Source organism: Buchananella sp. 14KM1171 (assembly GCF_041380365.1).
Classification (GTDB): domain Bacteria; phylum Actinomycetota; class Actinomycetes; order Actinomycetales; family Actinomycetaceae; genus Buchananella; species Buchananella felis.
Window position 1 is genome coordinate 194,160 of record NZ_CP159981.1, and the last position, 21,716, is coordinate 215,875.

General features: G+C 71.1%; 19 protein-coding genes and 1 pseudogene. 2 read left to right on the plus strand and 18 right to left on the minus strand.

Features of this window, described 5'->3' with window-relative positions; genetic code table 11:
• Positions 1 to 66: 66 nt before the first annotated feature.
• From rpoZ to pyrR, 8 genes and pseudogenes are all read right to left on the minus strand, one after another.
• A pseudogene (gene rpoZ / locus ABYF38_RS00765) lies at positions 67 to 303 on the minus strand (DNA-directed RNA polymerase subunit omega); the annotation flags it as partial.
• 10 nt (positions 304 to 313) lie between these two features.
• The gene (gene gmk, locus ABYF38_RS00770; protein ID WP_371152226.1) at positions 314 to 877 is read right to left on the minus strand and encodes a guanylate kinase; all 564 of its coding nucleotides are present in this window, start codon (positions 875 to 877) and stop codon (positions 314 to 316) included.
• Positions 874 to 1,782, minus strand: a complete 909-nt coding sequence (pyrF, locus tag ABYF38_RS00775; RefSeq protein WP_371152227.1) for an orotidine-5'-phosphate decarboxylase — start codon at positions 1,780 to 1,782, stop codon at positions 874 to 876. The genes gmk and pyrF overlap by 4 nt, the downstream gene beginning before the upstream one ends.
• Positions 1,779 to 5,090, minus strand: coding sequence for a carbamoyl-phosphate synthase large subunit (gene carB / locus ABYF38_RS00780; RefSeq protein WP_371152228.1), 3,312 nt, complete (start codon positions 5,088 to 5,090; stop codon positions 1,779 to 1,781). Before carB ends, pyrF begins: the two co-directional genes overlap by 4 nt.
• The gene (locus tag ABYF38_RS00785; protein ID WP_371152229.1) at positions 5,090 to 6,256 is read right to left on the minus strand and encodes a carbamoyl phosphate synthase small subunit; all 1,167 of its coding nucleotides are present in this window, start codon (positions 6,254 to 6,256) and stop codon (positions 5,090 to 5,092) included. Before ABYF38_RS00785 ends, carB begins: the two co-directional genes overlap by 1 nt.
• On the minus strand, positions 6,253 to 7,554 hold the full coding sequence (locus ABYF38_RS00790; RefSeq protein WP_371152230.1) for a dihydroorotase: 1,302 nt from the start codon (positions 7,552 to 7,554) through the stop codon (positions 6,253 to 6,255). Before ABYF38_RS00790 ends, ABYF38_RS00785 begins: the two co-directional genes overlap by 4 nt.
• A complete protein-coding gene (locus ABYF38_RS00795; RefSeq protein ID WP_371152231.1) occupies positions 7,554 to 8,540 on the minus strand; it encodes an aspartate carbamoyltransferase catalytic subunit in 987 nt (328 codons plus the stop codon). The genes ABYF38_RS00790 and ABYF38_RS00795 overlap by 1 nt, the downstream gene beginning before the upstream one ends.
• Positions 8,540 to 9,094 (minus strand): bifunctional pyr operon transcriptional regulator/uracil phosphoribosyltransferase PyrR, encoded by a 555-nt coding sequence (gene pyrR, locus ABYF38_RS00800; protein ID WP_371152232.1) that lies wholly within the window; start codon positions 9,092 to 9,094, stop codon positions 8,540 to 8,542. Before pyrR ends, ABYF38_RS00795 begins: the two co-directional genes overlap by 1 nt.
• Positions 9,095 to 9,346: 252 nt before the next feature.
• Between pyrR and ABYF38_RS00805 the strand changes: the two genes are divergently transcribed.
• On the plus strand, positions 9,347 to 10,156 hold the full coding sequence (locus ABYF38_RS00805; protein WP_371152233.1) for a class I SAM-dependent methyltransferase: 810 nt from the start codon (positions 9,347 to 9,349) through the stop codon (positions 10,154 to 10,156).
• Positions 10,157 to 10,543, plus strand: a complete 387-nt coding sequence (locus ABYF38_RS00810; RefSeq protein ID WP_371152234.1) for a cupin domain-containing protein — start codon at positions 10,157 to 10,159, stop codon at positions 10,541 to 10,543.
• A gap of 156 nt (positions 10,544 to 10,699) precedes the next feature.
• Here the strand turns inward: ABYF38_RS00810 and nusB are convergent, their stop codons facing one another.
• The 10 genes from nusB to alaS all read right to left on the minus strand — a co-directional run bounded on the left by nusB (position 10,700) and on the right by alaS (position 21,685).
• The gene (gene nusB / locus ABYF38_RS00815; RefSeq protein WP_371152235.1) at positions 10,700 to 11,143 is read right to left on the minus strand and encodes a transcription antitermination factor NusB; all 444 of its coding nucleotides are present in this window, start codon (positions 11,141 to 11,143) and stop codon (positions 10,700 to 10,702) included.
• Complete coding sequence (gene efp, locus ABYF38_RS00820) at positions 11,144 to 11,707, minus strand: elongation factor P (protein WP_371152236.1); 564 nt, start codon at positions 11,705 to 11,707, stop codon at positions 11,144 to 11,146. It lies immediately after the preceding gene.
• A 172-nt stretch (positions 11,708 to 11,879) separates the two neighbouring features.
• Positions 11,880 to 12,440 (minus strand): Pycsar system effector family protein, encoded by a 561-nt coding sequence (locus tag ABYF38_RS00825; protein WP_371152237.1) that lies wholly within the window; start codon positions 12,438 to 12,440, stop codon positions 11,880 to 11,882.
• A gap of 109 nt (positions 12,441 to 12,549) precedes the next feature.
• The gene (locus ABYF38_RS00830) at positions 12,550 to 13,101 is read right to left on the minus strand and encodes a hypothetical protein (RefSeq protein ID WP_371152238.1); all 552 of its coding nucleotides are present in this window, start codon (positions 13,099 to 13,101) and stop codon (positions 12,550 to 12,552) included.
• Positions 13,098 to 14,738, minus strand: coding sequence for a 3-dehydroquinate synthase (aroB, locus tag ABYF38_RS00835; RefSeq protein ID WP_371152239.1), 1,641 nt, complete (start codon positions 14,736 to 14,738; stop codon positions 13,098 to 13,100). Before aroB ends, ABYF38_RS00830 begins: the two co-directional genes overlap by 4 nt.
• Positions 14,735 to 15,982 carry a chorismate synthase gene (gene aroC, locus ABYF38_RS00840; protein WP_371152240.1) on the minus strand — a complete coding sequence of 416 codons (1,248 nt, stop codon included), beginning with the start codon at positions 15,980 to 15,982 and terminating at the stop codon, positions 14,735 to 14,737. Before aroC ends, aroB begins: the two co-directional genes overlap by 4 nt.
• Positions 15,983 to 16,034: 52 nt before the next feature.
• The gene (locus ABYF38_RS00845) at positions 16,035 to 16,877 is read right to left on the minus strand and encodes a shikimate dehydrogenase (protein WP_371152241.1); all 843 of its coding nucleotides are present in this window, start codon (positions 16,875 to 16,877) and stop codon (positions 16,035 to 16,037) included.
• Positions 16,871 to 18,478 (minus strand): endolytic transglycosylase MltG, encoded by a 1,608-nt coding sequence (mltG, locus tag ABYF38_RS00850; protein WP_371152242.1) that lies wholly within the window; start codon positions 18,476 to 18,478, stop codon positions 16,871 to 16,873. Before mltG ends, ABYF38_RS00845 begins: the two co-directional genes overlap by 7 nt.
• The gene (ruvX, locus tag ABYF38_RS00855; protein WP_371152244.1) at positions 18,478 to 19,002 is read right to left on the minus strand and encodes a Holliday junction resolvase RuvX; all 525 of its coding nucleotides are present in this window, start codon (positions 19,000 to 19,002) and stop codon (positions 18,478 to 18,480) included. Before ruvX ends, mltG begins: the two co-directional genes overlap by 1 nt.
• Positions 18,995 to 21,685: an alanine--tRNA ligase gene (alaS, locus tag ABYF38_RS00860; RefSeq protein ID WP_371152245.1), complete on the minus strand. Its 2,691-nt coding sequence runs from the start codon at positions 21,683 to 21,685 to the stop codon at positions 18,995 to 18,997. The genes ruvX and alaS overlap by 8 nt, the downstream gene beginning before the upstream one ends.
• Positions 21,686 to 21,716 lie beyond the last annotated feature (31 nt).

The following is a 21,716-nucleotide window of genomic DNA, read 5'->3' on the forward strand; positions in this document are numbered from 1 at the left end:
GATGGAAGAGAAGTCCGGCATGGTCGGGGCCACCGGAGCGACGGGCTCCTTGCGCTCCACGCGACGCAGCAGACCGGCGTTGATCTCACGCAGCGCGATGGACAGGGGCTTGTCCTCCGGCTGGTAGTCAACCAGCGGGCCCACGGTCTCGAACAGGCCGTGCTCCAGCTGCTGGTGGTAGGTGTTGATCTGGCGGGTGCGGCGCGCCGCGTACGTCACCAGCGCGTACTTGGACTCCACCTGCGTGAGCAGCTCGTCAATCGGCGGCTCAATAATGCCCTTACCAGTTCCAGTCACAGCCATGGGCGCAATCCTACCGGGCCAGGCCCAGAATCTCTTCCAACTCGCTGGTGGCACGCGCCACGTCGTCGTTGACCACCTCGCGGTCGAACTCTGCGCGGGCGGCCAGCTCCACCTTGGCCGTGGCTAGGCGGCGGGCGCGTTCCTCCTCGCCCTCCGTGCCGCGCCCCACCAGGCGACGCTCCAGTTCCTCCCACGACGGCGGCACCACGAACACCAGCAGCGCCTCCGGCATGGCGGCGCGCACCTGGCGTGCCCCATCCAGGTCGATTTCCAGCAGGGCGCTGCGACCGGCGGCGAGCTCTGCCTCCACCGGTCCACGCGGGGTGCCGTACAGGTTTGCGCCGTGCACCTCCGCCCACTCCAGCATCTGCCCGCCGCGCACCAGCTCCTCGAAGCGATCGCGGGTGACGAAGTGGTAGTGCACCCCGTCCTCCTCCCCCGGGCGCGGGGCGCGAGTGGTGGCGGAAACCGAGACGAACAGGTCCGGGTGGCGGCGGCGCAGCTCGGCCACCAGTGTGCCTTTGCCTACGGCCGTCGGGCCGGCCAGTACCACTAGGCGTGCCTGCGTGCTCACTTTGCCCCTCCCTGGATTGCCGTCTGGGTGGCCGACGTTGCCGCCCCACCTGCCGCCTGCGCCACCACAGCGCGCATTGCCGCTGCCTCCGCCTGGGCCGCCTGCGCCAACCCGGCAGGGCCGTGCTTGAGCACTCCCCGCGAGGAGGAGGCCAGCACGTAGGGCAGGGCGGCACCAAAGACTCGCTGCAGGTCCTCGGGGCCGGCACCCTGGGCGCCCACGCCGGGGGCCAGGATCGGGCCGTGCAGGGCCGGCAGGTCTGTGCCGGTGGTCTGGGCCGCCTCCCCGATGGTGGCTCCCACCACCACACCGAAGCTGCCCCAGGTGGTGCCCTCGGCGCGCTCGGCGTCGTTCAACTCCGCCAGGCCTGCCACGATCGACGCGGCCACGGAGCGCTCCCCCGTCCGGGCGTGCTGCACGCTGGCGCCCTCCGGGTTGGAGGTCAGGGCCAGCACAAAGGCGCCGCGCCCGGTCTGGCGGGCCAACTCCAGGGCCGGGTTCAAGGAGCCCAGGCCCAGGTAGGGCGAGAGCGTGATGGAGTCGGCACGCAGCGGGCTGGCGTCGTCCAGGTAGGCGGCCGCGTAGCCGCCCATGGTGGAGCCGATGTCGCCGCGCTTGACGTCCAGCACGGTCAGCACGCCGGCCTCACGGGCCGCGGCCAGCACGTCCTCCAGCGCCGCCACGCCCCGCGAGCCGTGGCGCTCGAAGAAGGCCGACTGCGGCTTGAGGGCGGCCACCTTGCCCGCCAGCTGCTCCACCACGGTCAGGCCGAAACTCCGCACGCCGGCGGCGTCGTCGTCCAAACCCCACTGCGCCAGCAGGCCGGCGTGCGGGTCGATGCCCACGCAGAGGGGGCCGTGGGCGGCAACTGCGGCCGCCAGGCGATCACCGAAGGCGGCGCTCACTTGGCCACCTCCGCCCTCGCCCGGCGCTCGCGCAGGTCGGCGGCGTACTCCTGCAGGGAGCGCACCTTCAGCTCGGCGTCGCGGGCGGCGTCGATCGCCTGCACCGCCGCGTCGAACTGCTGCACCGTGGTGATGATCGCGCGGTCGGCCGCCGTGGTGGCGGTACGGATCTCGTAGCCGTCGGCGCGGGCGCCCTGGCCTGCCGGGGTGTTGATGACCATGTCCACCTCGCCGGCAATGATCCGCTCCACGATGGTGGGCTCGCCGTTCTCGCCCCGACCGGCGGAGTGCTTGCGCGCCACCTCGCAGTCGATGCCGTTGCGGCGCAGCACCACGGCGGTGCCCTCCGTGGCCAGGATCTTGAAGCCCAGCTCCAGCAAGCGGCGGGCCGGCAGCGCGATCTGCCGCTTGTCGCGGTCTGCGATGGAGATGAAGACCGTGCCGGAGGTGGGCAGACCACCGTAGGAGGCCAGCTGGGACTTGGCGAAGGCCAGCGGGAAGTTGGCGTCAAAGCCCATCACCTCGCCGGTCGAGCGCATCTCCGGGCCCAGCACCGTGTCCACCACGCGGCCGGACTCCGTGCGGAACCGCTTGAAGGGCAGCACGGCCTCCTTCACCGCGATCGGGTCGGACAGGTCCGTGAAGCGCGCGTCCGTGGCCGGCAGCACGCCCTCGGCCCGCAGCTGCGCGATTGTCTCCCCCGCCATCACGCGGGCCGCCGCTTGCGCCAGCGCCGTGCCGGTCGCCTTGGCCACGAACGGGACGGTGCGCGAGGCACGCGGGTTGGCCTCGATCACGTACAGGACGTCTGAGACCAGCGCGAACTGGATGTTGAGCAGGCCGCGCACGCCCACGCCCCGAGCAATCGCCAGGGTGGAGGCCGCGATCCGCTCGATGACCGCGGACGACAACGTCATGGGCGGCAGCACACACGCGGAGTCGCCGGAGTGAATACCGGCCTCCTCGATGTGCTCCATGATTCCGCCGATGAACAGGTCCTGGCCGTCATAGAGCGCGTCGACGTCGATCTCCACCGCGTCGTCCAGGAAGCGGTCGATCAGCAGCGGGCCTGCCGCGTAGCAGTCGCCGGAACGCGCCAGGTAGTCGCGCAGGCCGTCCTCGCTGTAAACGATCTCCATGCCGCGTCCACCCAGCACGAAGCTGGGACGCACCAGCACCGGGTAGCCAACGGCCGCCGCCACGCTGAGCGCCTGCGAGTCGCTCACGGCGGTGCCGTGGGCCGGGCTCGGCAGGTTGGCCTCCTCCAGCACCGCCCCAAAGGCCTCACGGTCCTCTGCAGCAGCGATCGCCTCCGGGGTGGTGCCCAGAATCGGCACCCCGGCCTCCTTCAGGCGCGCCGCCAGCGACAGCGGCGTCTGGCCGCCCAGCTGAACGATCATGCCCGCCACCGGGCCGGCCGCCTTCTCCGCCTCGTAAACCTCCATCACGTCCTCGAACGTGAGGGGCTCAAAGTAGAGGCGGTCGGAGATGTCGTAGTCCGTGGAGACGGTCTCAGGGTTGCAGTTGACCATCACGGTCTCGTAGCGCTCCCGCAGAGCGAAGGTGGCGTGCACGCACGAGTAGTCGAACTCGATGCCCTGGCCGATCCGGTTGGGGCCCGAGCCCAGGATGATCACGGCCTCGCGCTCACGCGGGCGCACCTCCGTCTCCTCGTCGTAGGAGGAGTAGTGGTAGGGCGTGGCGGCCTCGTACTTCGCCGCGCAGGTGTCCACCGTCTTGAACACGGGACGCACCGCGAAGGCGCGGCGGATCTCCCGCACCGTACGCTCCTCCAGGCCCCGAATCTCCGCGATCTGGACGTCAGACAGGCCGTGGGCCTTAGCCTCACGCAGCACCGCCGGAGTCAGCACCGGGGCATCGGCCACGGCGCGGGCCACCTCGTCGATCAGGAACAGCTGGTCCAAGAACCAGTGGGCGATCTCGGTGGCAGCGTAGAGCTGCTCCAAAGTGGCACCACCACGAATGGCCTGCTGCACCTGGATCAGGCGCCCCTCCGTGGGGGTCTTGATCGCCTCCAGCAGCTGCGCCGTCTCCTGCGGGCTCGGCGCCGGGCCGCGCCAGTGGAAGCAGGTGTCCTTCTTGTCGATGGAGCGCATGGCCTTGCCCAGCGCCTCGGCAAAGTTGCGGCCCAGCGCCATCGCCTCACCCACGGACTTCATCGCCGTGGTGAGGGTCGGGTCCGCCGCCGGGAACTTCTCAAAGGCAAAGCGCGGCACCTTGACCACCACGTAGTCCACGGCCGGCTCCAAGGAGGCCGGGGTGGAGCCCGTGATGTCGTTTTGGATCTCGTCCAGCGTGTAGCCCAGCGCCAGGCGGGCGGCGATCTTGGCGATCGGGAAGCCCGTGGCCTTGGAGGCCAGCGCGGAGGAACGCGAGACGCGCGGGTTCATCTCGATGACCACCACGCGCCCTGTGGTGGGGTGAATGGCGAACTGAATGTTGCAGCCGCCGGTGTTCACGCCCACCTCGCGGATCACCGCGATACCGATGTCGCGCAGGTTTTGCACCTCCGCGTCCGTCAGGGTCAGGGCCGGGGCCACGGTGATGGAGTCACCGGTGTGCACGCCCACGGGGTCCACGTTCTCGATGGTGCAGACCATCACCGCGTTGTCGGCGGGGTCGCGCACCAGCTCGAGCTCGATCTCCTTCCAGCCCAGGATCGACTCCTCCAGCAGCACCTCGGTGGTGCGCGAGTGGTACAGGCCGGCCCCGGCGATGCGGTCCAGGTCCTCCGCGTTGAACGCGATGCCCGAACCCAGGCCACCCATGGTGAAGGAGGGGCGCACCACCACCGGGTAGCCCAGCTCCTCGACGGCGGCGTGGCACTCCTCCAGCGTGTGGGCGATGGCCGAGCGGGCCACCTCCGCGCCGCAGCGCTCCACCACGGCCTTGAACTCCTCGCGGTCCTCACCGGCGTTGATCGCCTCCAGGCGGGCACCGATCAGCTCCACGTTGTACTTGTCCAGCACGCCGGCCTCGGCCAGCGCCACCGCCGTGTTCAGGGCGGTCTGGCCACCAAGGGTGGGCAGCAGGGCGTCGGGGCGTTCCTTGGCGATGATGGCCTCCACGGCCTCCACCGTGATCGGCTCAACGTACGTGGCGTCGGCGATGTCCGGGTCCGTCATGATCGTGGCCGGGTTGGAGTTGACCAGGATGACGCGCACGCCCTCCTCGCGCAGCACCCGGCAAGCCTGGGTGCCCGAGTAGTCGAACTCGCAGGCCTGACCGATCACGATCGGCCCGGAGCCGATCACCAGTACGGATTTGATGTCACTACGGCGCGGCATTAGCCCTCCTGCTTCACGCTGGGGGTGGCCCCACCCTGGGCGCGCCGCGCCTCAACGAGGGACAAGAACTGGTCAAAGTGCTCGGAGTACTGCGGCTCGGCCGCAGCGCCCCGATGTTGCTGCACGGAGAAGGCGGGCACGTCCAGCGCGCGCAGCTGCTCCACCGCGCGGCCGTCCACCGAAACCCGGCTGGCCTCCACGCGGCCATAGCGCCCATCGTCGTGCGGGGCCACGGAGAGCCCGGTCAGGGGCGCGTCCACAGCCGTGACCGGCGCTGCGTGGCCCTCTGCCCCCGCCTGGCCGTCGGTCAGCTTGTAGCTGCCATACCCAAGGGCGCGGCCCAGCAGCTGGTGGCCAAGGCCGGTGCCGAGGAAGGGCACGCCCGCGTCCAGCACGCCGCGCGCCAGCTCAACGGCGCTGCCGGCGCCGCTCGCCTCGCCCGGGCCGTCAGAGAAGAACACTCCGTCCGGCGCCAGGGCCAGCAGCTGGTCCAGGGTGACGGACTGTGCCACCACGCTTACGCGCGCGCCGCGCTGGGCCAGGTGCTGCGCGGCCCCCGCCGCGCCGCCCAGGTCAACCGCCACTAGGTGGGCGCTCGCCGCGCCGTCCCCGCCGATCGTCTCGATCACGCGGGCCTGCGCGGCCCGGGCCTGGTGGGCGGCCTCAGCGCCGTTGACCGGCGCCTGGGAGCGCACCACGTCCACCAGCACGGCCACAGCAGCGGGGCTGAGGTCCTCGCTGTGGGAGGGCAGCGCGTCGCCGGAGAAGATGCCGGCGCGCATCGCACCGTTGTCGCGCAGGTGGCGGGTCAGTGCGCGGGTGTCGACGTGGCTGATACCAACCACGCCGGCCTCGCTCAGCGCGTCCTCCAGCTCACCCTCCTCGCCGCGCCACGCGGCGCGCCGAGCCGGGTCGCGCACTACCAGCCCGGCCACCCAGGTGTTCTGGTCCCCGGCCGGGGACCCCATGCCGGTGTTGCCGATGTGCGGGAAGGTCATCACCGCGATCTGGCCGCAGTTGGCCGGGTCGGTGAGGATTTCCTGGTAGCCGGTCATGCCGGTGGAGAAGAAGATCTTGCCCAGGGTGCGCCCACGCGCCCCGTAGGCACGACCGCGAAAGACGCGACCGTCCTCGAGGACAACTAGCGCCAGCTCGCTCTTGCTCATGCCTCCACCTGCAGCTCTCCGTTCAGCACGGTGGCGCGGCCGCCGTAGAAGGTGGCCATGACCTGGCCGGGCAGCTCGCAGCCCTTGTACGGGCTGTTGGTGGACTTGGTGGCCTGGGTGGCGGGGTCCACCACGCGGCGCACGCTGGGGTCGACCAGGGTGACGTGGGCGGGGGCGCCCACCACCAGGCCCTGGCCCTGGCTGGTGATGCGGCCGATCTTGGCCGGGGTGGTGGACATGACGCGGGCGACGTCGGCCCAGGTCATGCGGCCGGTGTCCACCATGACGTCCTGCACCACGGACAGGGCGGTCTCCAGCCCGGTCATGCCGAAGGCGCCGGCGGCCCACTCGCAGTCCTTGTCCTCCAGCGGGTGCGGGGCGTGGTCGGTGCCCACGATGTCGATGGTGCCGTCGGCCAGGCCGGCACGCACGGCCTCCACGTCCTCGCGGGTGCGCAGCGGCGGGTTGACCTTGTAGAGCGGGTCGTAGGTGGCCGCCTTCTCCTCGGTGAGGAACAGGTGGTGTGGGGTGACCTCTGCGGTGACGTCGATGCCCCGGGACTTGGCCCAGCGCACCAGCTCCACGCTGCCGGCGGTGGACAGGTGGCACACGTGCAGGCGGGAGCCCACGTGGGCGGCCAGCTGGATGTCGCGGGCGATGATGGCCTCCTCGGCCACCGCCGGCCAGCCGGCCAGGCCCAGCTGCGCGGACAGCGGGGACTCGTTCATTTGGGCGCCCTCGGTCAGGCGCGGCTCCTGGGAGTGCTGGGCGATCACGCCGTCAAAGGAGCGCACGTACTCCAGGGCGCGGCGCATGAGCACCGGGTCGTGGACGCACTTGCCGTCGTCGCTGAAGACGCGCACGCGCGCCTTGGAGGCGGCCATGGCGCCGAGCTCGGTCAGTGCCTTGCCCTCCAGGCCCTTGGAGACGGCGCCGATGGGGCGCACCTCCACCCAACCGGCCTCCTGGCCCAGGCGGGCCACCTGCTCCACCACGCCGGCGGTGTCCTGCACCGGGGTGGTGTTGGCCATGGCGAACACGCAGGTGAATCCGCCCAGGGCGGCGGCGCGGGTGCCGGTCTCCACCGTCTCGGCGTCCTCGCGGCCCGGCTCGCGCAGGTGGGTGTGCAGGTCAACCAGGCCGGGCAGGGCCACCAGGCCGTCGGCCTCGACCACGCGCGCCCCGGCACCGGCCGCCTCGGCAGCGTCGGCCCCGATGGCGGCGATCACGCCGTCAACCAGCGCGATGTCGGCCTTTTCGCCGCCCAGAATGGCGGCAGACTTAATCAGAGTGTTCATCACAGCTCGGTCCCTTCGCTAGCCAGGAGAAGATAGAGGGCGGCCATGCGCACAGCCACGCCGTTGGCCACCTGCTCCACGATGCGGGAGCGGGCGTGATCCGCCGCCTCGGCGGAGATCTCCAGCCCACGGTTCATGGGGCCGGGGTGCAGGATCTGGCAGTCCGCGGGCAGCGCGGCCAGGCGGTTGGTGCCCAGGCCGTACTCGCGGTGGTACTCCTCCGGGGAGGGGAAGAAGCCGCCGCCGGCGCTGCTCATGCGCTCGCGCTGGACGCGCAGCATCATCACGGCGTTGGGGCGGGCGGTGGCGATGGCCTCGTCGAGGTCGAAGCTGACGCGGCAGGGCCAGTTCTCCACGCCCATCGGCAGCAGCGTGGGCGGGGCCACCAGGGTGACCTCGGCGCCCAGGGTGTGCAGCAGGTCCACGTTGGAGCGGGCCACGCGCGAGTGCAGGATGTCTCCCACGATCACCACGCGCGCGCCTTCCAGGGTGGCGCCACGCTCGGGGGCCTGCCCGCCGCCCGGGCGGCCCGGCCCGGCGATGTGGCGGCGCATGGTCATGGCGTCGAGCAAAGCCTGGGTGGGGTGCTGGTGGGTGCCGTCGCCGGCGTTGAGGACCGGCACGTCGATCCAGCCGGCGTAGGCCAGGCGGTGGGCGGCGCCGCTGGCGGAGTGGCGCACGATCACGGCGTCGGCGCCCATGGCCTGCAGGGTCAGGGCGGTGTCCTTCAGGCTCTCGCCCTTGGAGAGGGAGGAGCCCTTGGCGGAGAAGTTGATGACGTCCGCAGACAGGCGCTTGGCGGCGGCCTCGAAGGACAGGCGGGTGCGGGTGGAGTCCTCGAAGAAGAGGTTGACCACGGTCTTGCCGCGCAGGGTGGGCAGCTTCTTCACGGAGCGCGACTGCGTTGCCGCCATCACCTCCGCAGTGTCCAGGATTTCGAGGGCCTCAGCCAGGCAGAGGTCGGCGGCGTTGAGGAGGTGACGCATCAGTTTTCCTTCTTCAGAACCACGGCGTCACGGCCGTCGGTCTCTTCGAGCAGTACGCGGATGGATTCGGAGCGCGCGCTGGGCAGGTTCTTGCCCACGTAGTCGGCGCGGATGGGCAGCTCGCGGTGGCCGCGGTCGACCAGGCAGACCAGCTGCACGCTGGCGGGGCGGCCCACGTCCTTGCAGGCGTCCAGGGCGGCGCGCACGGTGCGGCCGGAGTAGAGCACGTCGTCTACCAGCACCACGGTCTTGCCGTCGATGCCGCCGCCGGGGATGAAGGTGGGCTCGGGGACGCGAGTGGGCTGACGGTCCAGGTCATCGCGGTACATGGTGATGTCGAGTGCGCCGACGGGCACGACCACGCCCACGTCTGCCAGGCGCGCGGCGAGCCGGCGGGCCAGGGGCACTCCTCGTTTGGGGATGCCGAGCAGGATGACTCCCTCGGCACCAGAGTTTCGCTCGATGATCTCGTGGGCTATGCGCGTGAGGGAACGGGAGATCTCGGCAGCGCCAAGAACCTCCTTGCCCTCGAACGCTTGCTGGTCTGCGACCATTTCTGCCCCCTTCCCCGCCTCTCTGGACGGCTCTTAAAGGATGTTGGCAAGCTCAATCGTAGACCCGCTTTCCCCCTGGCGGTGCCCGCGCCCGCGCAGTGAAATCCGCCCTGTGTTTAACGGCACTTGGTGGCGGGGGCGGTGGTGGCCGACGCTGCCGTCCCTACCGCTGCGTGGGCAACCCGGCCGCGTTTCGCCCTGACCGGCCCGGCGATGCAGACGCACCTTGCTTAACTGATTTAGGCTTGCCTTATGTCTAGTCGTGATGCGCTTCCGCTGCCCCAGTCCGATCGTCCCACCGCCACCGCCCCGGGCCACTGGGTGCTGGCCCGCGCCGGCAAGCGCGTGCTCAGGCCGGGGGGCGCCGCCCTGACCACCGCGATGCTGGCGCGCGCCGAGCTGGCTGGCGCGCAGGTGGTGGAGTTCGCGCCCGGGCTGGGCCGCACCGCCACGGAGATCTGCAAGGCGCCCATCTCTAGTTACACCGGGGTGGACCAGGACCCGGACGCGGCCGCGCGGGTCTCCCAGCTGGTCGCCGCCCACGGCCACGCCCTGCAGGCCGACGCCCGCGAGACCGGGTTGCCGGACGCCAGCGCGGACGTCGTGGTCGGTGAGGCCATGCTGTCCATGCAGTCCGAGAAGGGCAAGCGCCAGATCATCGCCGAGGCGGTGCGCCTGCTGCGCCCGGGCGGCCGGTACGCGATCCACGAGCTGGGGTTGCGCCCCGACGACGTGGCGGACGCGGTGAAGGTGGACATCACCAAGAACCTGGCCCGCGCCATCCACGTCAACGCCCGCCCGCTCACGCGCGCCGAGTGGACGGCGCTGCTCACCGACGCCGGCCTGGTGGTGGACTGGGTGGGCACCGCCCCGATGGCGCTGCTCAAGCCGGGCCGTAACCTGCGCGACGAGGGCGTCAGGGGCGTGGCCCGCATCCTGTTCAATGTGCTGCGCGACCGCGAGCTGCGCCGCCGCGTGCTGACCATGCGCGCTACGTTCAACAAGTACAAGTCCCACCTTGAGGGCATCGCGATTGTTGCCCACCGCCCGGAGGAGAGTTAAATGGCCGACGTTCCACCCGCCGCCACGAACAGCGCCGACCTGGTGATGACCGACCTGCCCGACGCGGCAGCTCTGGTCTCGATCCAGCCGGAGGCCACCGTGTCCCGTACCGTGATGCGCGCCGAGGGGGTGCGCGCCGTGGTCTTCGCCTTCGACGAGGGCGAGCGCCTTTCCGAGCACACTGCGGCAGTGCCCGCGATCGTGCAGGTGCTGGAGGGCCGCCTGCGCATCGGCGCCGACGGGCGCTACGTGGACCTGGCCCCGGGCGGAGTGGTGCACTTCTCCACCCGCCTGCCGCACGAGGTCATCGCGCTCGAGCCCAGCAAGATGGTCCTGTTCCTGCTGGACTGCCGGCAGAGCAAGGCCAAGGCGGCCCAGTCCGCCTAGCTCCCCGCCCGGGAGCGGATGTTTCCCGGCTACAGCTGAAAGGGGGTTGTGCCACTCGCGAGTGGCACAACCCCCTTTCGGTGTGCACGTGCCGGCCTGGCAGCGCTCCGGCCGGCCCTCTCGGGGCGGCACGTGGCCAGCGTCGGCCCTCCCCTGCTACATGGTGGCGCGCAGCGTGGGCGCCAGGTCCTTCAGGCGACCAAGCAGGCCGTTCACCACGCGCGGGGATTCCTCGGTGGAGAGCAGCGCGGCCAGGTTGGCGGCCTCGTCCATCACCACGTTCGGGTCGGTGTCGGTGAACAGCATCTCCCAGGCCCCCACCCGCAGGATGCAGCGATCCACGGGCGGCAGCAGGGAGAACGCGCGGCCGGACTGGTAGGTCTCCAGCACGTCCTCCACCTGCGCGTAGTGCTCCGCCACCCCGGCCAGGATGACGGCGGCGAACTCGGGCAGCGGGGACGGCGCGGCGGTGACCTGCTTGCGCTGCTCCAGCAGCTGCGCGATCTGGGCGCCGTCGCGCAGGCCGGTCAGGTCCGCCTCGAACAGCACCTCGACCGCGCGGCGGCGGGCCTTGGAACGGGAAGTAGTTTGAGGGGCCACTTAGTCGTTCACGCGGCCCAGGTAGTCGCCAGTGCGGGTGTCCACCTTGACCTTGGTGCCGATCTCCAGGAACAGCGGCACCTGGATCTCGAAGCCGGTGGCGATGGTGGCGGGCTTGGTGCCGGCGGAGGAGCGGTCACCCTGCAGGCCCGGCTCGGTGTAGGTGATCTCCGTGACGATGGAGGCCGGCAGGTCGATGTAGAGCACGGCGCCGTCGTGGAGGGCCACGATGCACTGCTGGTTCTCCTGCAGGAAGTTGCGGTTGTCGCCCACGGTCTCGCCCGGAACGGCGATCTGCTCGTAGGTCTGGGTGTCCATGAAGACGTAGTCGTTGCCGTCCTGGTACAGGTACTCCATGTCGCGGCGGTCGACGGTGGCCGTCTCCACCTTCAGGCCGGCGTTGAAGGTGCGGTCAACGATCTTGCCGGAGAGCACGTTCTTGATCTTGGTGCGCACGAAGGCCGGGCCCTTGCCGGGCTTGACGTGCTGGAACTCGATCACGGTCCAAAGCTGGCCCTCGATCTTGAGCACCATGCCGTTCTTCAGGTCGTTGGTCGTTGCCACTTTCGCTACCTCGGTTCACTGTCTGGATTTTTTACCGCCCATCAGGATACCAAGGTGAGCAACCACTTTCCCAGCAGGCCTACGCCACAAGCCCACGCCAGGGACGTGAGAGTGCCTACGCGCCAGCCAAGCGGTCGATAATGCGGACGCGGCCGCCTTGCCGCCCGGCGTCCTAGCTGAGGAAACCCACCACTGCAGCTGAGCCGAGCAGCACCAACGCGACCAATGTTGCCACCATCGACTGCCTCAAGCATCGGTACTTCTTTTCCACGATTCCCCCGAGCACCACGCATTGGGAGGCAAGCATCCTCACCGGGCACTGTGCGAAAATCTGCTCCAGCTGAAGTGGGTTTGCGCTGGCTGCCGCCCGAAAATACAGGTAGGAGGCCCTCACGGAGCCGATCGGCTTGGACAAGCCGCGAGGAAAGACAATCATCACCGCCCACCACGTCGCGTAGACCGTGGCACCGAGCCCCACTAGAAGCAGGATCTGTACCCAGGCGTTCAGCCCTTCCAACCTTCGCCCGCCGGGCTCCAAGGAGACCAGGATGGGTGCTAGCAAGATGCCCAGAAAGGCCAGAAGAATGGACGCCTTCGTGTCCACCTGAGTGACGCGTTCTTGCAGTTGCGTGTACGTTTCCCACGCCCGCTCTTCGGCGCGCGAATCAGTAAACTCGCTGCTTCCTGCCACAGGCACGTCACCGCTTTGCTCAGGCGTTGCTTGACTGTCCATGCCGCCCCAAACCTGCCTTTCAAACCCAGCTTCCCGCACCCGGTCCTTGAGCGGCTAAAGGCTACACCCCCTGAAAGGCCCCAGCCTTTATTCGCCCCGACCCGCTCGCCTACAGCGCCGCGCCGAGCACCCGGGCGGCGACCTCGGCCACCGTCAGGAAGGAGGTGTCCACGTTGCTCGTGGCGACCTGCTGGTAGAGCGGCAGGCGCTCGCGCCTCATCTGCCCCAGCATCGCGCGCGGGGTGAGGGCGGCCAGCCCGCCTGGCGCGGTGAAGCCGAGCCGCCTAGTTAGCGCCGCGAGGTCGGCGTCCAGGTGGACGACGCTGCCGCCCGCCGCCCCGAATCGCGCCAGGTCGGCGCGAACGGCCGGGTCGTCCACCACCTCCGAGGAGAACACCAGCACCTCCCCCGGCGCCGCGTTCTGCGCGGTGCCAGCCGACGGCGAGTCGCCCAGCGCCGCCAGGCGCTCGCGCGCGGCGGCAGCCGCTGCGGCCGCGAACTCATCGCCGCGTTCAGCCAGGTAGGCCTCTGAGCGGCTGGAGTTGGTGGCGGCGCTGGCGGCAGCGTCGGACTCCCACACCCGCCAGCCGGCCTTGCTCAACTCGGCCGCCACGGCGCTCTTACCGCTGCCCGGGGCGCCCACCAGGACGATCGCGCTCACGCGCGCACCGCCTCATAGGCGCGCTCCAGGGCCGCCTCGTCATCCACCACGTGCACTGCGGGCTTGCCCAGCTCGCTCAACAGCACGAATCGCAGGGAGCGCGAGCGCACCTTCTTGTCGCTCGCCATGAACTCGCGCAGCGGCGCGAAGTCCCCGGCATAGGTGACGGGCAGACCCACCGCCCGCAGCAGGCGGCGGTGGTGCTCCACCAGGCCGGGCGGCGCCACGCCCAGCTCCTCCGCCAGCGCGGCGGCGTACACGCACCCGATGGAGACGGCCGCGCCGTGACGCAGCTGGTAGTTCTCGTTTCGCTCAATCGCGTGGGCCAGCGTGTGGCCGTAGTTGAGGAACTCGCGCAGGCCGGCCTCGCGCAGGTCGGCGCTCACCACGGCCGCCTTGACCGCGATGGCGCGCTCCATGACCTCGCGCAGCTCCTCCACCGGCCCGTCCACCAGTCCCTGCGCGTGGCCCTCCACGCGCTCCAGGATCATCGGGTCTGAGATGAAGCCGCACTTGATGACCTCCGCCAGGCCCGTGACCCGCTCGATCTGCGGCAGGGTGCGCAGCGCCTCCAGGTCGCACACCACGGCGCGCGGCGGGTGGAATGCGCCCACCAGGTTCTTGCCCGCCTCCGTGTTGATGCCGGTCTTGCCGCCCACTGCGGCGTCCACCATCGCCAAGACCGTGGTGGGCACCTGGATCACCCCCACACCGCGCAGCCAGGTGGCCGCCGCGAAGCCCGCCTGGTCGGTGCAGGCACCGCCCCCCAGGCCGATCACCACGTCCTGGCGGCCGGCGCGCTCCCGCCCCAGCACCTCCCAGATCCCGGCGGTGACCTCCAACGTCTTTGCCCCCTCCCCGTCCGGGATGGGGTGGAGCACCACCTTCAGCTCAGGAGAGGTGGCCGGGCTGAACTCCAGGTGCTCGGCCAACTGCCGGGCGCGCTGCGCCAGCGCGTGCGGGTGCACGATCACGGCGCGGCCTGGCACGGTGCCCACCTGCGCAGCCACCTCGGCCTCCAGGCCGTGGCCCACCGCCACCTTGTAGGGGCTCTGCCCGCCCACCTCGATGCGGGTGGTGCGTCCTATACCCAGGCGCACCTGCTCGATGATGTCCGTGGCGATCTGCTCCGGGGTGCGCCCCACCGTGTCCACGGCCACCGTGGCCACCTGGTGATACAGGCCCTCGCGCTGCTGGCTGAGCACCTCCAGGCGCGCCACCGGGTCCTGCGCCAGCAGCGGGCGCCCGCCCCCGCCGGCCCCAACCCGGCAGGCGGCCTCCTCCGGGTCCACCAGCAGGTGCACCACGGTGTGGTCGCGCAGCAGCTCGCGGGTGCCGGGGTGGAGCACCGCTCCCCCGCCCAGCGCCACCACGCCGTGCGCCAGGGACAGGGTGTGCGCGATGGCGCGGTGCTCTACCTCCCTGAAGCCCGCCTCGCCGCGCTCGGCGAAGATCTCCGGGATCGTCATGCGGGTGCGGCGGCGCACCTCCGCGTCCGTGTCCACCGAGTTAAGCCCGGTCAGACGCGCCAGCTCGCGCGCCACCGAGGTCTTGCCGGCGCCCGGCAGGCCCACCAGCACGATGGGCAGGGCCGCGTCCGGCAGGTTGTTCTCCGGGTCGATGTGGTGCTGCCTCACAGGTCCTCCCAGGGGTCGTGCGCCAGGTATGCCTCCAGGTTGCGCTTGGCCTCCACCACGCTATCGCCCCCGGTCTTCTCCAGCAGCGCCTCCAGCAGGGTGAGGGCCACCATCGCCTCTGCCACCACGGCCGCGGGCGGCACCGCGCAGGTGTCCGAGCGCTGGTGCAGCGCCGTGGCCGCCTCCCCCGTGGCCACGTCCACCGTGCGCAGCGCGCGCGGCACGGTGGAGATCGGCTTCATGGCTGCGCGCACCACGATCGGCTCGCCGTTGCTCATGCCGCCCTCGATGCCGCCGGCCCGGTTGGTCAGGCGCACCACGCTGGCGGCCACCGAGCCGCCCGCCGCACCGGGCTGGCCGGCCTCGCCGGGCACAATCTCGTCGTGGGCGCGCGAGCCGGGCCGGGCGGCGGTGAGGAAGCCGTCGCCGATCTCCACGCCCTTGATCGCCTGGATGCCCATGATCGCGGCCGCCAGGCGGGCGTCCAGCTTGGAGGAGGCCCGCACAAAAGAGCCCAGCCCAGCCGGCACGCCGTAGGCGATCACCTCCACCACGCCGCCCAGCGTGTCCCCGGCGGCCTTCGCGGCGTCGATCTCGGCAATCATGGCCGCGGCGGCAGCGTCGTCCAGGCACCGCACCGGGGAGGCGTCTAGCTCGGGGGTGGCGCCGGCGGCGGGGCGCGGGGCGTCGGCCGGCAGGCTCGCCTGGCCGATCGCGGTGACGTGGCTGACCAGCTCCACCCCGGCGATCTGGCGCAGCGCGGCGGCGGCCACCTCACCGAGGGCCACCCGCGCGGCGGTCTCGCGTGCGCTGGCGCGCTCCAGGACGTGGCGGGCGTCGCGGTGGTTGTACTTGCGCATGCCCGTCAGGTCGGCGTGGCCGGGGCGCGGCCGGGTCAGGCGACGGTTGCGCGCCACCTCCCGCTCGTCACCCGTGCCGGCGTCGATCAGGAGCTCGGCGGGGTCCACCGGGTCCGCGCTCATCACGGTCTGCCACTTGGGCCACTCGGAGTTCTTGATCTCGATGGCGACCGGGCCCCCCAGGGTGCGCCCGTGCCGCACGCCGCCCAGGATGCGCACCTCGTCCTGCTCGAACTTCATGCGCGCCCCGCGCCCATACCCCAGGCGGCGGCGCGCCAGGGCGGTGCGCAGCTGCTCGGTGGTGATCTCGATACCGGCCGGGATGCCGTCCAAGATCCCCACCAGCGACGGGCCGTGGGATTCTCCAGCGGTGGTCCACTGCATCGGGGCTTCCTCTCCGTTGGGGTGCTCTGGGTGCCGCTTAGCGGCCTGGCCCCTACCCTAGTGCGCCGGCCAGCGCGGCACGCATGGCGTCCACGTCCGGCTGGTGGCCGGTAAAGAGGCGCACCTGGTCCACCGCCTGGTGGAGCAGCATCAGCCAACCGGGCGCGGCGGTCTTGCCGCTGGAGTGCCAAGCCGCAGTGAGCGGGCTGGGCCAGGGGTGGTAGACCACGTCCAGCAGCAGCGCGTGCGCCGGGGCGTTGGCGGCCACGAACTGAGCCAGCGGGTCGGCCACGCCGGCCGGGACCGTGGAGATCACCACGTCGGCCTCCCGCAGGGCGGCGGCCGTGAATTCGTCCTGGCGCCACAGCAGCGGGCGGTGATCCACGCCCAGGGCGTGGGCCACCAGGGTGGTGGAGCCGGGTCCGCCGTGCCTGCGGGCGATCACGCTGTGGCTGGTGCAGCCCAGCTCCCCCAGCGCGGCCATGGCGGAGCAGGCGGTGGCGCGATTGCCCAGGATGACGCTGCGGCGCGGCTGCCAGGAGGAGGGGGCCACCTCCCGCAGCGCGGCGGCGATCCCGGCCACGTCCGTGTTGAAGGCGGTCAGGTGTCCCGAGGCGTGCCGCACCAGCGTGTTGGCCACGCCCACCGCCTGGGCCAGCGGGTCCACCGAGTCGGCCGCCGCCAGCGCCGCGCCCTTGTGCGGCATGGTGACGGACAGGCCCGCCCAGGAGGCGTCCAGGCCGCCCAGGAATTCACCCAACTGGCCCTCGGGCACCCGGCAGCGCTGGTAGTCCCAGTCCAGCCCCAGGCTGGCGTAGGCGGCCAGGTGAAGCACCGGGGAGAGCGAGTGGGCGATCGGGTCGCCCACAACGGCGGCGCGCATCCGGCTCAGCACCGGTCGGAGGTTTCGCAGAACTCCCGGTAGAGCTTGACGTTCTTCTCGTGCTCCTCCAGGGTGCTGGCAAACAGGGTCTCGCCCGTGTCCAGGTTGATGGAGACGAAGTAGAGCCAGCTGCCCTCTGCGGGAGCCAGGGCGACCTCGATGGCGCGCTCGCCGGGGTTGGCGATCGGCGCCGGCGGCAGCCCGGGGTGCATGTAGGTGTTGAAGGGCGTGTCGATGGCCAGCTGCTCCTGCGTGGGCACGCCGCCCACCTGGCCCACGCCGTAGAGCACGGTGGAGTCCATCTGCAGCAGGCCGCGGGTCTCCCCGTCGGCGTCCTGCAGGCGGTTTTCGATCACGCGCGCCACCTTGGGCAGGTACTCGTCGATGTTGACCTCGCGCTCCAGGATGGAGGCCTTGATCAGCACGGTCTGGAAGTCCGCCTCCGCCACGCCGGCGGCCTCCAGGCGGCTCTTTTGCAGCGCCACCATCTGCTTGAGCAGGGTGACCGGGGTGTCGGACGGGCCCACCTCGTAAGTGGCCGGGGCCAGCCAGCCCTCCAGGTTGCCCTTGGCGACCTCGGGCAGCCCCAGGGCGGTGGTGTCCTTGAGCGCGGCCTCCACCTCTGCAGCGTCGAAGCCACCGATCTCCACCAGGCGGGTCTTGACCTGGGTAAGCACGTAGCCCTCCGGGATGGTCAGTCCCGTGTCCGCGCGGTTGGCCGGGTCCATCAGGGCGGCCACGGCGGCATCCGCGCGCATCTGCAGCTTGAGCGTGTAGGTGCCCGGCTGGATGGAGGTGGCGTCGGGGTGGTTGGCGAGCACGGCGATGGTGCGCTCCACGTTCGCCGTCACGCCGGCGTCCACCAGCACGTTGGCGATGGCCGCGCCGCTGGCGCCCTCGGGGATGACGATGTTGACCTCGCCGGTGCCGGGGCCCGGGTAGTCGGTCACGCCCGCCGACGGCTTTGAGTTGAAGAAGTCCATGGCCATCTTGGTGCCGAAGTAGCCCAGGCCGCCCAGCGCGAGCACCACCACCAGGAAGGCGACGATCGAGCGGCCGGTGCGCTTCTTGCGCTTCTTGCCCTGCGGCCGGGAGGTGCCCGGGAGCAGCGGGGCGGCCGCCTTCGTCTTGTCCGCGCCGGTGCCGGCGGTCCCGTTACCTGCGCCGGCACCGTTGCCCGGGGTGGCGCCGTTGTTCGGGGCGGCCGGCCCCAGCAGGGAGGCCGCGCCACCGCTGGCTGCCTGCTTTGCGGGGGCGGGGACGACGTCGTCCACCGGCGTGGCAGACTGCGCCACCGGTGCGAAACGAGGCCCGCGCACGCGCCCGGCGCCCTCGTCACTGCGCGCGGCAGGCGAGGCGGCGGGTGTGGGGGTCGGCTCGGCCGCAGGGGTCGGCTCGGCAGTCGGCGTGGCGGCGGCCGGGGTCGAAGCGGCCGCAGGAGTGGTGGCGGCGGGAGCGGCGTGGTCAGTGGTCGCCTCGCGGCGCAGGGAGGCGTTCTCCTGCGGGTCCTGCCTGATGTTCGCCCGAGAGCCGCGCAGCTCACGACGGGAACGAATGGGGCCCTGCGGGGCTGCGGCCAAGTTCTCGGCGCCGTTGCCGTGCTCGTTACTCACTAACGCCTGCCTTTCCGTACGCTCTTCACGAGACTACCGGGTGCCTTGCCACTCACCCGTTCGCTGGCTAGTGCGTGTTCTAACAGAACCACGGCGGCGGCCTGGTCCACCACGCCGCGCTGGTTGCGCGTCGAGCGGCCCGAGGCCTGCAGGTGTCCACCGGCGGTCACGGTGGTCAGGCGCTCGTCCAGCATGCGCACCGGGACGCGGGTTTCGCTTGCAATCTCGCGCGCAAACCACGTGGCGCGCTGTGAGGATGCGCTTGCCTTACCGCTCATGTGCTTGGGGTCGCCCACCAGGATCTCGATCGGCCGCCACTCCTCTATCAGGTCCAGGGCGTCCAGGATCAGGGCGTCGTCGTGAGTGGGCGTCAACGTGACCAAGGGCACAGCCATGATGGCCTCGGCGTCCGTGCGGGCAACCCCGGTCCGGACGCTACCCACGTCGAAAGCTAGGCGAACGCCCGGGCGCAGCGGCACCGCCGCCGCGCCCGGGCCGTTCCCGCGCACCCCCTGCTCAGGCAAGGGCAGCCTCAATGGCCGCCAGGGCCGCGTCGATCGCGGTGACGTCCTGGCCTCCCCCCTGGGCCAGGTCGGGCTTGCCGCCACCGCCGCCCCCCAGCACCTGGGCGGCGACGCGCACCAGCGCGCCCGCCGCCGCGCCCTTTTCGCGGGCCGCGGCGTTGGTGGCCACCACGACCACGGGACGCTCACCGGCGGCGGCAGCAACCGCCACCACGGCCGGGGCGGACTCGCCCAGTCGATCCCGCAGCTGCAGCACCAGGGTGCGCAGCGCGTCGGCGCTGGCCACCTCGCCGGCGTTGTGCGCCACCAGACGCGTGCCGGCCACGTCGCGGGCGCCCTCCACCAGGGCGGGAACGGCGGCCAGCAGTTCCTGCTCGCGCATGCGGGCCAGTTCACGCTCGGCGGTCTTCAAACGGGCCATCAGGGCCGCCACGCGGGCGGGAGCGTCGGCCGCCTTGCCGCCCAGGATTCCGGTCAGCTCGGAGAGGACGATGCGGTCGGCGGCGTCCTGCGCGTACGCGCCGCCACCCACCAGGGCCTCGATGCGGCGCACGCCGGAGCCGATGGAGGACTCGCCCAGCACGGAGATGCGGCCGATCGCGCCGGTGCCCACCACGTGCGTGCCGGCGCACAGCTCGCGCGACCAGTCACCGCCGATGGAGACCACGCGAACGCGGTTGCCGTACTTCTCACCGAACAGGGCCATCGCGCCCAGGGCCTTGGCCTCGTCCAGGCTCATCTCCGCGTCGGTGACCGCCAGGTTCTCCATGAGACGGTCGTTGACGCGGCCCTCGATCGCGGCGATCGCGTCGGCGGACAGCGCCTGGCCGTGGCGGAAGTCGAAGCGCATGCGGGAGGGCGAGTTCTCGCTACCGGCCTGCGTGGCCTGCTCCCCCAGCTCCTCGTGCAGCGCCTTGTGCACCATGTGCGTGGCCGTGTGGGCGCGGGCGATGGCGCCGCGACGCACCACGTCGATCTCCGCGACTGCGGCCTCCTCCAGCGCCACCTCGCCCTCCAGCAGGCGGCCACGGTGAACCACCAGGCCGGCCACCGGCTTTTGCACGTCGTCCACCTCGATCAGGCCGCCACCGGCCAGGCGGATCACGCCGTGGTCGGCCAGCTGGCCACCCATCTCCGCGTAGAACGGGGTGGCTGAGAGCACCACCTCGACGTCGGCGGGCGCGCTCGCCACCGGCACGGGCGCGCCGTCCACGATGATGCCGAGCACGCTGGCGCCGGCGGTGTTGTCGGTGTAGCCCAGGAACGGGGTGGGGCCGCCGGACTTGGCCAGGATGTCGTCGTAGACGCGCGCGTCCACCATGCCCTGCTTCTTGGCCAGGGCGTCGGCGCGGGCCCGCTGCTTCTGCTCGGTCATCAGCTCGGTGAACTTCTCGCGGTCCACCTCCACACCGGCCTCTGCGGCGATCTCCAGAGTCAGGTCCACCGGGAAGCCGTAGGTGTCGTGCAGGGTGAAGGCGTCCGCGCCGCTCAGGCGGGGCTTGCGCCCGGCGCCGGCGGCCTCCTTGGCCTTGGCGACGGCCACGTCCAGGATGGTGGTGCCGGCGCTCAGGGTGCGGCGGAAGGCGTCCTCTTCGGTGTAGATGACGTCGCTGATGCGCGCAAAGTCGCGCTCGATCTCCGGGTAAGAGAGCTTCATGGCGTTCATGGAGGCCGGCAGCAGCTGCGGCATGGCGGCGTCCTCCACGCCCAGCAGGCGCATAGAACGCACGGCGCGGCGCACCAGGCGGCGCAGCACGTAGCCGCGCCCGTCGTTGCCCGGGCGCACGCCGTCGCCCACCAGCATCATGGCGCTGCGCACGTGGTCGGCGATGACGCGCATGCGCACGCCGTCCTCGGTGTCCTTCACGTCCTGGTAGTTGCGCCCGCTCATTTCCTGGGCGGCGGCGATCACCGGGTAGACCTCGTCGATCTCATACATGTTGGCCTTGCCCTGCATGATGTAGGCAAGACGCTCCAGGCCGGCGCCGGTGTCGATGGCCTTCTTGGTCAGCTCGCCCAGCAGCTCGTAGTCCTTGCCGGCGCCCTCGCCGCGGCGGTACTGGTCGAACACCAGGTTCCACACCTCGACGTAGCGGTCGCCGCCCGGGTCCACGTTGCCGCCCACGGCGTCGGGACCGAACTCGGGGCCGCGGTCGATGTGCCACTCCGCGCAGGGGCCGGCCGGGCCGGGCTGGCCGGTGTCCCAGAAGATCTGGTTGCGGGGCAGGCGCACGATGTGGTCGGGGTCCAGGTTGACGCCCTTGGTGAGGATCTCGAAGGACTCATCGTCCTGGTCCCAGATGGTCACCCACAGCTTGTCGGGGTCGATGCCGTACTTGCCGTCCTCGACGGAGCCCGTGAGCAGCTCGTGGGCGTAGTGGATGGCGCCTTCCTTGAAGTAGTCGCCGAAAGAGAAGTTGCCGTTCATCTGGAAGAACGTGCCGTGGCGGGTGGTGCGGCCCACGTTCTCGATGTCGTTGGTGCGGATGCACTTTTGCACGCTCGCGGCGCGCGGCCAGGGGGCCTCCTCGGTGCCGAGGATGTAGGGGATGAACGGCACCATGCCGGCGATGGTGAAGAGGATGGAGGGATCCGGGGACACCAACGGCACGGAGGGCACGATGGCGTGGTCCTTGGACTCGAAGTAGTCCAACCAACGCTGGCGGATTTCACTGGTGCGCATTGACATTCTCTTTCGCGGTTGCGGCTTGACC